The sequence below is a fragment of the Bradyrhizobium sp. CAR08 genome (assembly GCF_052871955.1).
This window is the reverse complement of the sequence record NZ_JBIXJX010000009.1, coordinates 1-12,593: the sequence shown is the minus strand read 5'-3', so window position 1 is coordinate 12,593 and position 12,593 is coordinate 1. Positions and strand designations below refer to the sequence as shown.

Annotated in this window: 7 protein-coding genes; 1 reads left to right on the top strand and 6 read right to left on the bottom strand. The window is 65.4% G+C overall.

Annotated elements, in window-relative coordinates:
- Positions 1-57 precede the first annotated feature (57 nt).
- From ACIPUD_RS19525 to ACIPUD_RS19505, 5 genes are read right to left on the bottom strand one after another with little or no spacing between them, the layout of a single operon-like run.
- Positions 58-792, bottom strand: coding sequence for a tRNA-uridine aminocarboxypropyltransferase (locus ACIPUD_RS19525; RefSeq protein ID WP_018457801.1), 735 nt, complete (start codon positions 790-792; stop codon positions 58-60).
- A 41-nt stretch (positions 793-833) separates the two neighbouring features.
- Positions 834-3,938 (bottom strand): efflux RND transporter permease subunit, encoded by a 3,105-nt coding sequence (locus tag ACIPUD_RS19520; RefSeq protein WP_446481369.1) that lies wholly within the window; start codon positions 3,936-3,938, stop codon positions 834-836.
- Complete coding sequence (locus ACIPUD_RS19515) at positions 3,938-7,087, bottom strand: efflux RND transporter permease subunit (protein ID WP_085349831.1); 3,150 nt, start codon at positions 7,085-7,087, stop codon at positions 3,938-3,940. The genes ACIPUD_RS19520 and ACIPUD_RS19515 overlap by 1 nt, the downstream gene beginning before the upstream one ends.
- Before the next feature lie 36 nt (positions 7,088-7,123).
- The gene (locus ACIPUD_RS19510; RefSeq protein WP_247338011.1) at positions 7,124-8,533 is read right to left on the bottom strand and encodes an efflux RND transporter periplasmic adaptor subunit; all 1,410 of its coding nucleotides are present in this window, start codon (positions 8,531-8,533) and stop codon (positions 7,124-7,126) included.
- Complete coding sequence (locus tag ACIPUD_RS19505) at positions 8,523-10,007, bottom strand: efflux transporter outer membrane subunit (protein WP_026233443.1); 1,485 nt, start codon at positions 10,005-10,007, stop codon at positions 8,523-8,525. The genes ACIPUD_RS19510 and ACIPUD_RS19505 overlap by 11 nt, the downstream gene beginning before the upstream one ends.
- 723 nt (positions 10,008-10,730) lie before the next feature.
- Between ACIPUD_RS19505 and ACIPUD_RS19500 the strand changes: the two genes are divergently transcribed.
- Positions 10,731-11,765 (top strand): cysteine synthase A, encoded by a 1,035-nt coding sequence (locus ACIPUD_RS19500; protein WP_204511168.1) that lies wholly within the window; start codon positions 10,731-10,733, stop codon positions 11,763-11,765.
- A gap of 21 nt (positions 11,766-11,786) precedes the next feature.
- On the opposite strand, the gene ACIPUD_RS19495 is transcribed toward ACIPUD_RS19500, so the two are convergent.
- On the bottom strand, positions 11,787-12,320 hold the full coding sequence (locus ACIPUD_RS19495) for a DUF805 domain-containing protein (protein ID WP_018457795.1): 534 nt from the start codon (positions 12,318-12,320) through the stop codon (positions 11,787-11,789).
- Positions 12,321-12,593 lie beyond the last annotated feature (273 nt).

Here is a 12,593-nt window from a genome sequence, read left to right as displayed (position 1 = left end):
TCCCTATCCGCCCGCCTCTCGCGGGACAATCGGCCGTACGGATGATCCGGACCGGAGTCAGGCTCGCTTGACCCGCCGGACACCGCGCCGGCGGTCCTTCACCGGCGGCTTTGGCGCCAATTCGGGCATCTCGGTCTGGACCTCGCGGTAGCGGGTTAACATCCGTTCAAAGCTGGCATTCAGCGTCTCGGCGATGTCCGGGCGCTTCTCCAGAGCGGAGAGGATTGTCGCCGCAGCCTCGATGGTCGACAGTCCGTCCTTCCGAGGCTCCTTGCGCAGGCGCCCGTACCGCGATGGGGTGGTCGGGTTCAGGATGACGCGCTGGCATTTCAGCATCCACGGGTTGCGCCACCACAGGGCCTTGGCTTGGCTCCAGGTGCCGTCGAGCAGCACCACACCTTCGAGCTTGCCGAGGCGCGCGCGCTGGTTGTCCGCGACCTCGCTCTTGCGGTTGAGAGCCAGGATTTCGCCCTCGGCCTCGAGATCGGTGGCGTGCGCCGAGCCGAGATAGAGCACCGCCCAGTGCGAGGCGTTCTCGATGGGTTGCCCCAGCGCTTTCGACAGGCTCGGCCAGGACAGGCCGACCCGCAGCGTGGCACCGGCGAAATGCTTCGCAAGCAGCCGCGCAGTGCCGAGCGCCCTGTCCTGCTCCTGCGGATGCTGAAGGATCAGGAGCGAGAGCCGGTTCTTGATGGGCGTGACGCTGTCGCAGATGCACAACGGCATCGGCTTCTGGCAGTGCGGGCATTCGGGGATCGGATCGGCCGGCGCGGCGGCGGTGGGGTTCGACATAGTCGCCGCTATACGCTCTGCACGGCGGTTCAACAACCCGCCTATTCCGCCGGCGCGGCCAGCGGGCGCGGTTCGGAGCGGCGGCGCAGGCGGTCGACCAGCAGGTAGATCACGGGCGTGGTGTAGAGCGTCAGGATCTGCGAGACGAACAGCCCGCCGATGATGGTGATGCCGAGCGGACGGCGGAGTTCCGTGCCGGGCCCGGTCGCGACCACCAGCGGAATGCCGGCGAACAGCGCCGCCATCGTCGTCATCAGGATCGGCCGGAAGCGCGCCTGGCAGGCCTCGAAGATCGCCTCCGCCGACGACAGGCCGCGCTGGCGCTCGGCATCGAGCGCGAAATCCACCATCATGATGCCATTCTTCTTGACGATGCCGATCAACAGGATGATGCCAACGAAGGCGATCACGGTCAGTGGCGTGTTGGTGAGCTGCAAGGCCAGCAGCGCGCCAAGTCCCGCCGAGGGTAGCGTCGAGATGATCGTGAGCGGATGGGCGAGGCTCTCGTAGAGCACGCCGAGCACGATATACATCGCCACCAGCGCGCCGAGGATCAGGAGCGGCTGGCGGCCGCTGGTCTTGGCGAAATCGCCAGCATTGCCATCAAAACTGCCGCGAATGCCTTCCGGCATGTGCAGCTCCTCGACCGCGCGCTGGATGTTCTGCGTTGCGGCCTGGATCTGCACGTCCGGCAACAGGTTGAACGACACCGTGGTCGATGGGAACGACTGCGAATGATAGACCGCGAGGGCGGCGAGCCCGCGCGTCGCATGCACCACGGCCGACAGCGGCACCTGCGCGTCGCCCGCGCCGGCGACATAGATGCGATCGAGGTTGGAGGGGTCGACCTGGAATTTCGGGTCGATCTCCAGCACGGTCATGTACTGGTTGCGCTGGGTGTAGATGATCCCGATCTGCCGCTGCGAGAACGCGTTGTTGAGCGCGTTGTCGATATCCTGGACGCGGACGCCGAGTGCGGAGGCCTTCTGGCGGTCGATCGACAAGGTCAATTGAAGCCCGCCGGGATCGCGGTCGCTGGAGATGTCGGTGATGCCTTCGACGCTCTCCATGCGCTTGGCCACGATCGGCGCCCACTTTTGCAACAGGCCGAGGTCGGTGCTGGTCAGCGTGTATTGGTAGTCGGAATCGCTCTGCCGTCCGCCGGCGCGCACGTCCTGGGCGGCGAACATGAACAGGCGGATGCCGGGCACCGGGTATAACGCCCGCCTGAGACGGTCGATCACCACCTGGGTCGAGACGTGGTCGCGCTCCTCCGGCGGCTTCAGGCTGATGAACATGGTGCCGCGATTGGAGGTCGCGCCGCCCGGTCCGCCGCCGCTGCCGACGGTGGAGCCGATGCCGGCCACTGCCGGATCCTGCATCACGATGTCGGCGAGCCGCTGCTGCAGGCTGAGCATGGACTGGAACGAGATGTCGGCCGAGGCGCGCGTCGCCCCGATGACGAAGCCGGAATCGTCGGTCGGGAAATAGCCCTTAGGGATCTTGATGTAGAGCGTAATTGTTAGGCCGATGGTGGCGAAGAACACCAGCAGCGTCAGCAGCGGATATTCCAGCACGGTGCGCAAGGTGCGGGTGTAGAACGCGACGATGCGCGACAGCGAGCCCTCGATGATCCGGTCGAACAGGGTCGCCGTGCCAGACGTGGTCTGGCGGATGTAATGGGCGCAGATCATCGGCGTCACCGTCAGCGACACCAGGGTCGAGACCAGGATGGCGAAGGTCAATGTCAGGGAGAACTCGCGCAGCAGCCGGCCGACGACGCCATCCATGAAGATCAGCGGCGTGAAGGCCGCGATCAGCGACAGGCTGATCGACACGACGGTGAAGCCGATCTGCCGGGCGCCGTCCAATGCCGCCTGGAGCGGGCGCATGCCGTGCTCGAGATTGCGGTACATGTTCTCGATCATGACGATGGCGTCGTCGACCACGAAGCCAACGGAGATCGCCAGCGCCATGAGCGAAAGATTGTCGATCGAGAAGCCCGCGACCCACATGCCGGCGCAGGTTCCGGCCAGCGCCAGCGGCACCGAGATTCCGGCTGCGATCGTCGCCGTGAGCCGTCGCAGGAATACGAACACGACGACCATCACGAGAATGGCAGTCGCGAGCAAGGTCCACTGCATGTCGAGCACGCTGGCGCGGATCGTACTGGTGCGGTCGACCAAGGTGGAGATATCGACCCCGGCCGGGATCCACTGCTTCAGCGCGGGGATCAGCGCCTTCACCCGGTCGACGGTATCGATGACGTTGGCATCGCCCTGCTTGGTGATCTGGATCAGCACAGCCGGCTGCTTGTTGAACCAGGCGATGGAACGGGCGTTACGGACGGAGTCCTCGATGTCGGCAACATCGGAGAGCCGGACGAAATTGCCCTTCGCGCTCTTGATGACGATGTCGCGGAACTCTTTCGCCGTCCGCATCTGCTTGTTGAGCGACAGCGTCTCGCTCTGGCGCTCGCCGTTGAAGATGCCGACCGGACCGAGCGGGTTGGCGTTGATAATCGCAGTTCGCACGTCGTCGGTGGCGATGCCGGCATTGGACAGCGCGACAGGATTGAGCTGAATCCTGACCGCCGGCTGGTCGGCACCCGAGATCGTCACATTGCCCACCCCAGGCACCTGCGAGATGCGCTGCGCCAGCACGGTGTCGGCGACGTCGTAGACCGCGCTGGCGGACAGCGTCTTCGAGGTCAGCGCCAGCACGAAGACCGGCGCGCCTGCGGTGTTCGCCTTGCGGAAGCGCGGCAGCGTCGGCAAATCGCTCGGCAGGTCGACCAGCGACGCATTGATTGCCGCCTGCACGTCGCGGGCGGCTTTGTCGACGTTGCGGCCGATGTCGAACTGGAGCTGGATGCTGGTCGTGCCGAGTGACGAAGTCGAGGTGATCTGGTTGATGCCCGCGATCTCGCCGAGCCGCCGCTCCAGCGGCGAGGCAACCGTCGCGGCCATGACGGACGGGTCGGCGCCAGGACGGCTGGCCGAGACGAAGATGGCGGGAAAATCGATGTTCGGAACCGAGGCAACGGGGAGGAACTCGTAAGCCACGATACCCAGCAGGAACAACCCGATCGACAGCAGCGTGGTCGCGACCGGGCGGCGGATGAAGGGCTCCGAGATCGATGCCATCACTGCATCCCCTCGGTCGCGCCCGCGACGGGCGGACCGCCGGATTCGGCCGGCGGCAGCGCCTGCTCGAGGCGGCGGTTGATGCGGTCGAGGGCGAGATAGATCACCGGCGTGGTGTAGAGCGTGAGCAATTGGCTGAGCAGCAGGCCGCCGATAATGGAGATGCCGAGTGGGAAGCGCAGCTCGGCGCCGGTGCCGCTCTCGATCGCCAGCGGCAGCGCACCGAACAGGGCGGCCAGCGTCGTCATCATGATCGGACGGAAGCGCAGCAGACAAGCCTGTACGATCGCCTCGTTCGGCGACATCCCCTGCCCGCGCTCGGCCTCGAGCGCGAAGTCGATCATCATGATCGCGTTCTTCTTGACGATGCCCATCAACAGGATGATGCCGATCAGCCCGATCACCGAGAGATCCTGCCCGCACAGCATCAGCGCCAGGATCGCGCCGACGCCGGCGGACGGCAGCGTCGAGAGGATCGTGATCGGATGGATGTAGCTCTCGTAGAGCACGCCGAGCACGATATAGATCGTGATCACCGCGGCCAGCAGCAGCCAGGGCTGGCCGGCGAGTGCCTTGGCGAATTCGGCGGCGTCGCCGGCATAGACGCCGACGATGCTGTTGGGCATCTCGATCCGGGTCTCGATGGTCTTCACGGCCTCGACGGCATCGCCAAGCGCCGCGCCCGGCGCGAGGTTGAAGCTGAGCGAGATCGACGGGAATTGCGCCTGGTGCGAAATCGCGAGCGGCGCGGTGGTGCGCGTCAGCGTCGCCACGGCGGAGAGCGGCACCTGCGCGTTGGGCGCACCGGCGGTCGCGCTCGCCGCGCCCGGCAGATAAAGCTTCGACAGGATCGAGGGATCGCGCTGGTACATCGGCAGCGCTTCCAGCACCACGCGGTACTGGTTGGCCTGGCCGTAGATGGTCGAGATCTGGCGCTGCGCGAAGGCGTCGTTGAGCGTGTCGGTGATGCCCTGGAGGCTGACGCCGAGCTGGCCGGCGCGGGTGCGGTCGACCGTGAGCTGCGCCCGCAGACCGCCTTCCTGCGCTTCCGAGGAGACGTCGCGGAACAGCGGATCGCGCCGCATTTCGGCAACCAGCTTGCGCGCCCATTCCGACACCAAAGCGGCGTCGGTGCCGGTCAGCGTGTACTGGTATTGCGAACGGCTCGACTGGGTCGAGATCTGCACGTCCTGCACCGGCTGGAAATAGACGGTCATGCCGGGGATGGCGGCCACCCGCTCCTTCAGGCGGGTGATGACGACGCTGACATCGTCGCGCCGCTCGCCGCGAGGTTTCAGCGTCATGACAAGACGGCCGACATTGGTGGTCGGATTGACCGAGCCTGCACCGATCACCGAGACCACGCCGGTCACATCGGGATCGGCCTTGATGGCGTCGGCCGCCTCGGCCTGCCGCTTCTGCATCTCCGCAAACGAGACGTCGGGACCGGCTTCGGTCACCGCCGTGATCGAGGCGGTGTCCTGCAGCGGCAGGAAGCCCTTTGGCGCGACGACATAGAGCGCCAGGGTCGCGATCAGCGTGGCGAAAGTCACGACCAGTGTCGCGCGCTGGCGCTCCAGCACCCAGAGCAGCGTGCGGTGATAGAACCCGACGGTGCGGTCGATGAAGCGGCTGACCGCGGCAAGACCCGGCACTGCCAGCTCTTCATGGGCATGCTTCAGCAGGCGCGAGCACATCATCGGCGTCAGCGTCAGCGACACCACGGCGGAGGTCACGACCGCGATCGTCAGGGTCAGCGCGAATTCGCGGAACATGCGGCCCACAAGGCCCGACATGAACAACAGCGGGATGAACACCGCAATCAGCGATACCGTCAGCGAAATCACGGTGAAGCCGATCTCGCTGGCGCCCTTCAGCGAAGCCTCCATCGCGCTGTCGCCGTTTTCCATGTGGCGGACGATGTTCTCGATCATCACGATGGCGTCGTCCACGACGAAGCCGGTGCCGATGGTGAGCGCCATCAGCGACAGATTGTCGAGGCTGAAGCCGGCAAAATACATGATGCCGAAGCTCGTGATCAGCGACAGCGGCAGCGCCACGCCGGCGATCAGCGTGGCGCGTAGCGAACGCAGGAACAGCAGCACCACCAGCGTCACCAGCACGACGCTGAGGATCAGCGTGAACTGCACGTCGCGCACCGAGGCACGGATGGTGACGGTGCGGTCGGAGACGATGGTGAGGTTCACGCCGGCCGGAATAGCGCGCTGGACCTTTGGGATTTCCGCCCGGATCTGGCTGACGACGTCGATCACATTGGCGCCGGGCTGACGCTGGATGTCGATGATGACGGCGGGCGAGCCCTGGTACCAGCCGCCGGTGCGGTCGTTCTCGAGCCCATCGACGATCTGGGCGACGTCGGCGATCGTGACCGGCGAGCCGTTGCGGTAGGCGATGATGACAGGCTTGTAGGCGTCGGCGGCGGCGATCTGGTCGTTGGCGGCGATGATGTAGGATTGCTGCGCGCCGTCGAGCGAGCCTTTCGGCCCGGAGACGTTGGCACTGGCGATCGCGGTGCGCAGGTCTTCCATGGCTATGCCATAGGCGGCGAGCCGCGCGAGATCCGCCTGGATGCGGACGGCTGGCTTCAGTCCGCCGAGCACAGAGACGCGCCCGACGCCGGAAATCTGGCTCAGCCGCTGCGCCAGAAGCGTATCGGCGATGTCGCTCATCGCCCGCAACGAGATTGTGTCGGAGCGCAGCGCCAACGTCATCACCGGCGCATCGGCCGGGTTCACCTTGGCGTAGGTCGGCGGATAAGGCAGCGTCTTGGGCAGCACGCCGGCCGCCGCGTTGATCGCAGCCTGGACGTCCTGGGTGGCACCGTCGATGTCGCGGTTGAGATCGAACTGCAGCGAGATCTGGCTGACGCCGAACGAGCTCGTCGAGTTCATCGCCGACAGCGACGGGATCTGGCCGAGCTGCCGCTCTAAGGGCGCGGTGATCAGCGAGGCGATCACGTCGGGGCTCGCGCCGGGCAATTGCGTCGTCACCTGCACGGTCGGGAAATCGACCTGCGGCAGCGCGGACACCGGCAGCGCGAAATAGCCGAGCAGCCCGCCAATCAGAAGCGCGATGCCGAGCAATGAGGTCGCGATCGGACGGCGGATGAAGGGTTCGGAGACGCCCATGGGATGCGCCTGCCGCTCAGGCGGCTGTTGTCGGGATCATGGCTGCTTAGCTCCACTTCCCGATGCACCCGGACTTGACGGAGGCCCTGGTGCCGGTCCGGTCTGGCCCTTCTGGTCGCCTTCGCTGCTCTTGCGCTTGGCGCGGAACTCGCCGTCCTTGTCTTGTCCGTCCTTCTGGCCGTCTTTTGCGCCGTCCTTCTTTTGACCATCCGGCCCGCGCGAGCGCTTGCGCGGCGCGAGATCGGCCGACGGGGTCTGATCGTCGCGCCCGATGACCACCTTGGAGCCGTCGGACAGATTGGCAAAGCCCGTCGTGACGACCTTGTCGGTCGCCGACAGGCCACTGGCGATGACGGCGTCATGCTCGTTCTGCTGCGTCACCGTCACCGGCTTGGCCGAGACGATGTTATCCTCGCCGATGACATAGCTGAAGGTGCCGATCGGTCCGCGCTGCACGGCCGAGGTCGGCACCACCAGTGCCTGGGTCAGGGTCTCGACCTTGAGGCGGACATTGACGAACTGGCCCGGCCAGAGCTGGTAATTGGCGTTGGGGAATTCGGCCTTGAGCCTGAGCGTGCCGGTGGTCTGGTCGACCTGGTTGTCGATGCCGGTGAGCTTTCCGGTGTCGATCACTGTGAGGCCATCATTGCCGAACACGTCGACCGCGAGCGCGCCCTTCGACGCGGCGGCATTGACCCGCATGATCTGCTGCTGGGGCAAGCTGAACCACACCGCGATCGGCTGCAATTGCGTGATCACCACGAGGCCGGTGGTGTCGGAGGCGTGGATGATGTTGCCTTGATCGACCTGGCGCAGGCCGGCGCGGCCCGAGATCGGCGCCACGATCTTGGTGTAGCTCAGCGTCGCCGCCGCATTGTCGATCGCGGCCTGATCGGCCTTGACCAGCGCCTCGGTCTGCGCGACCAGCGCGCGCTGGGTGTCGGCCTGCTGCTTGGATCCGGCGTTGGACGCGGCGAGCTGCTCGTAGCGCGTGAGGTCGATACGCTGGTTGGCGAGCTGGGCCTGGTCCTGCGCCTTCTTGGCGACCGCCTGATCGTACGTCGCCTGATAGAGCGCCGGGTCGATCTCGCCGACCACGTCGCCTTTCTTGACGTCCTGTCCCTCGGTGAAATTGACCGCGATCAGCTTGCCGTCGACCTGCGAGCGGACGGTCACGGTGTTGAGCGCGCGGATCGCACCGACGCCGTCGAGATAGACGGGAACGTCCTGGATGCGGGGCGTCGCCGCCAGCACCGGCACCGGCAGATCCGGCCGTTGATTGCGGCCGTTCGCCTGCTGCGGCTGCTGGTGCCAGGTGGTCCAGCCGTAGTAGCCGAGCCCGCCGAGGATCGCCAGCGTGATCAGGGTCATGACGAAGCCGCGCCCGCGCGACTTCTTCGCCGTTCCCTCCTTCACGCCTTGCTTGGTATCCGGCTTAAAGAGCATTGACCGGTTTCTCCATCCTCGGCTCCCAGCCGCCGCCGAGCGCCTGATACAGGCTGACGATAGCAAGAAGGCGGGCAAGTTGCGCCTGCGACAGCGCGTCTTCCGCCTGGAACAGGGTCAGTTGCGTATTGAGCACGGTGACGATGTCGGCCGTGCCCGCGCGCAACTGCTGCTCGGAGAGATCGAATGCGCGGCGGGAGGCGTTGAGGACGTCACGCTGCAATTGCAGCCTGATCGTGGTCTGCTTGATCGAAAACAGCGCGTTGTCGACATCGGCAAAGGACTGGATGATGGTCTTGCGGTAAGTCTGGAGCAATTCGTCCTGCCGCGCCTTGGCAAATTCGAAATTGCCGAGGATCTTGCCACCGTCGAAGATCGGCTGCGTCGCGCTGCCGACGAGCTGGAAGAACGCCGCATGCGGCTGGAACAGCGAGACCAGGGCCGAGCTTTGATAGCCGCCATTGCCGGTGAGCTGGATGGTCGGAAAGAACTGCGCGCGGGCATTGCCGACGTTCGCTGTCGCGGAGGCGAGCTGGGCCTCCTGCCTGCGGATGTCGGGCCGTTGCGTCAGGAGCTCCGACGGCAGTCCCGGCGTCACGCGCGGAATCGCGATCCGGTTCAGCGAGCCGCCGAGCACGCGCACGCTCTCCGGCGGCCGCGACACCAGGACTGCAAGCGCATTGACGTTCTGGTCGAGCGTCTGGCGCAGCGGCGGCACCAGTGCCTTCTGGTTTGCGAGCACGCTCTCCTGCTGGGCGACGTCGAGGTCGGTGCCGGTGCCGGCCTTGCGCCGTTCCCTGACGGCATCGAGGATGCGTTGCGCGCTCGCGATGTTGCGCTGTGAGGTCCTGATGCGATCCTGCGAGGCCAGCACCTGGAAATAGGCGTTAGCGACGCCTGCAAGCGTGGTCAGCGCAACGACGTCGCGATCGAAGCGGTTGGCATTTGCCGTCTCTTCCGCCGTTTGCAGGGCGTCGCGATTTTGGCCCCAGAAATCGAGCTGGTAGCTCGCGCTCAGCGAAGCCTGGTAGTTGACGACCTCACGGCCGCCATTGGTTAGCCCCGAGGCGGAGGAACCGGAGGTGCGCGAATAGGCCTCCTGCCCGGTGCCGGACAGGCTCGGCAGCAGCGCCGCACCCGCCTGCCGCGCCTGAGCGTCGGCCTCGACGATGCGCGAAACGGCGGCGGCGATGTCGAGGTTGACGGTGTGCGCCTCTTCCATCAGCTGTGTCAGCTCCGCGGAGCGGAAGCTGCGCCACCAATCCAGCGACGGCGGCGCATCGGCCTTCCCGGCATATTTGTATTGCGTGGGAACGTCGAGCGCGGGATCAGGAAGATCCTGCGTCAGCACACAGGCGCCCGAACCGGCGGCGAGGCAAGCGACCGCAAGCCAGCGCGCCGCACGTCGCGTCCGGGACGTCGCGCCTGGTGACCGCCGCACGGCGATCGCCGGAACACGTTGTGTCACATCCACCCCCCGCCGGGCAGATCGAACCGCCGCCGCGCGGCCGGATTAGCCGATTCGCAGCGCGGTCGTCGGGGGGCTTTGGACAACTCGTTCACAAGTGATGCTTTCAGCGAAATTGTGCGCCTCATACTAGCCGGACGCGGAACCGCGGGACAGTCCCGCAGTTGCGAGGTGCCCCCCAAAGCGCGACGATCTTAGAGCTGAGAAAATACAAAAGGGTGCTGTCCTGCAGGTGTTTCTTGAATTTCAGGGTCGTTCCTGAGTGCGTTCGAGCTTACCAAGATTTCATGTGATACTGCCGCCACACCGACGCCAACCCCCTCCAATCCGCCTGCACCGCTCGCGATGCGGCTTCAGTCCGGCCGCGAAACCGGGCCTGGCCACTTTCGCGAGGTTGTCCATTATCGGAAAACGAATAAGCGTTCGTCGTGCCGATATCTTGACCGCCTCCCGCGTACTATCCGCACTCTTCGACGGCGACGGCTGACATCCAATGGAGGGTGCGCTGGCGACGACCCTTATCTTCCATGTTTTGGCAGAAGCCGGCCACATCCTCCTACCGATATCCCGCGGCGTAGCACAGCAGCAGCGGCGATCTCTCCTTCCAAATTTTCACTGCTTACGGGATTTTCGCGGGTTTCGCCGCAGCGCAAAAGCCTTCCCCTTTGGCATTTCAAGCACTAGGTTCTGGCCAACCTAATCAACCCCTTGCCAGTGATTTCCCCTGACATGACCATCAAAAACGACGTTGTCGAAGCCATCGGCAACACCCCGCTGATCAAGCTCAAGCGCGCTTCCGAACTGACCGGCTGCACCATCCTGGGCAAGGCCGAATTCATGAATCCCGGCCAGTCGGTGAAGGATCGCGCCGGCAAATGGATGATCCTCGAGGCCGAGAAGCGCGGCCAGCTCAAGCCCGGCGGTCTCGTCGTGGAATCGACGGCCGGCAATACCGGCATCGGTCTTGCGGTCGTGGCCAGCGCCCGCGGCTACCGCACGCTGATCGTGATCCCGGAGACGCAGAGCCAGGAGAAGAAGGATTTTCTGAAGCTGTGCGGCGCCGAGCTGCTGGAATCGCCGGCCCTGCCCTATTCCAATCCGAACAATTACCAGCATGTCGGCCGCCGTCTTGCCGACGAGCTGCGCAAGACGGAGCCGAACGGCGTGCTGTTCGCCGACCAGTGGAACAACCTCGACAATGCGAAGGCGCATTACGAGTCCACAGGTCCCGAGATCTGGGAGCAGACCGGCGGCAAGATCGACGGCTTCGTCTGCTCCGTCGGCAGCGGCGGCACGCTGGCCGGCACCAGCCGCTTCCTGAAAGAGAAGAGCAAGGACGTCAGGATCGCCTGCGCCGACCCGCACGGCGCCGGCATGTATGAATATTTCAGAACGGGCGATGCCAAGGCGACGCCGGGCGGCTCGATCACCGAGGGCATCGGCCTCAACCGGGCGACCGCAATCGTCGAGAGCGCAAAGGTCGATGACGCCTATCTCATTCCCGATGCGGAAGCAGTCACGGTGATCTACGAACTGCTCCAGCACGAAGGCCTGTGCCTCGGCGGCTCGACCGGCATCAACGTTGCCGGCGCGATGCGTCTCGCAAAACAGCTCGGGCCCGGCAAGACGATCGTCACCGTGCTTTGCGATTCCGGCAGCCGTTACCAGTCGAAGCTGTTCAATGCGGACTTCATGCGCGCCAAGAGCCTTCCTGTGCCTGAATGGCTGGAGAAGCGCAGCAACATCAAGCTGCCGTTCGTCTAGAACGTTCCGGAAGCCGGCCGTCTAGCTCCAGTTCGAGCGAGACGATCCCTGCGACACCCGCGCGAGGCGCTCGTTCGATAGCGAAGGCTTGTTCGCGCGTGTGCGCGGCGGGAGGGGAGCGCCGTAGGAGCCCTCGCTGTCGCCGCTCGGCCAGAACATGAGCGCGAGCATCAGCGCGAGGTTGACGAGCGCGCCGACCGCCGTTGCCTGGTGCTCCTCCCCGATCGCCCAGGCCGGAAACCGGCCCGCGACGACATGGTCGACGATCATGAGCGCGAACCAGGCAGGCACCACGCAGACCGGATCCCAGCCGATGTCGCGGATGCGCATCGATTGCAGCGTGAGGGTCGCAACTCCGAAGAACACGATCGCGGCGATCATCGCCCAGCTCTTGGTGAGGTCTTCGGGTCGGATCGCGCCGGGCGAGGTGTTGTTCAGCACGGCCATTGCGATTGCAAAGCAGATCGCCGTCATCACGATCGCAAGCGCGACCGTCGCGAGGAAGAAATGCAATCGCCCGAGCCGGGCGTTCAAGCCGAAGACGAAACCGAGCATTGGCGCACCCTTTTGGCGCCACATGCCCAGAGATAGCTTTCGGAGCCATGAACCGGCACGGTCGCGCAGCGCCGCATGGTTTCCGGAGGACTAAGGTGGCCGGCGCAATTCGAGGCTACGCCCCAACCGGCAGGGTCAGGCGCCCCCGCTGCCTTCGACAGCCGCGGCACAATAGTCGCGCCAGAACTGGCGATAGCCCGCTTCGACCTTGCGCGTGTAGATTTCGACATTGCCGGCGGGAGACGCTGCGATCCGGGCCGGCAAGTCGCTGCG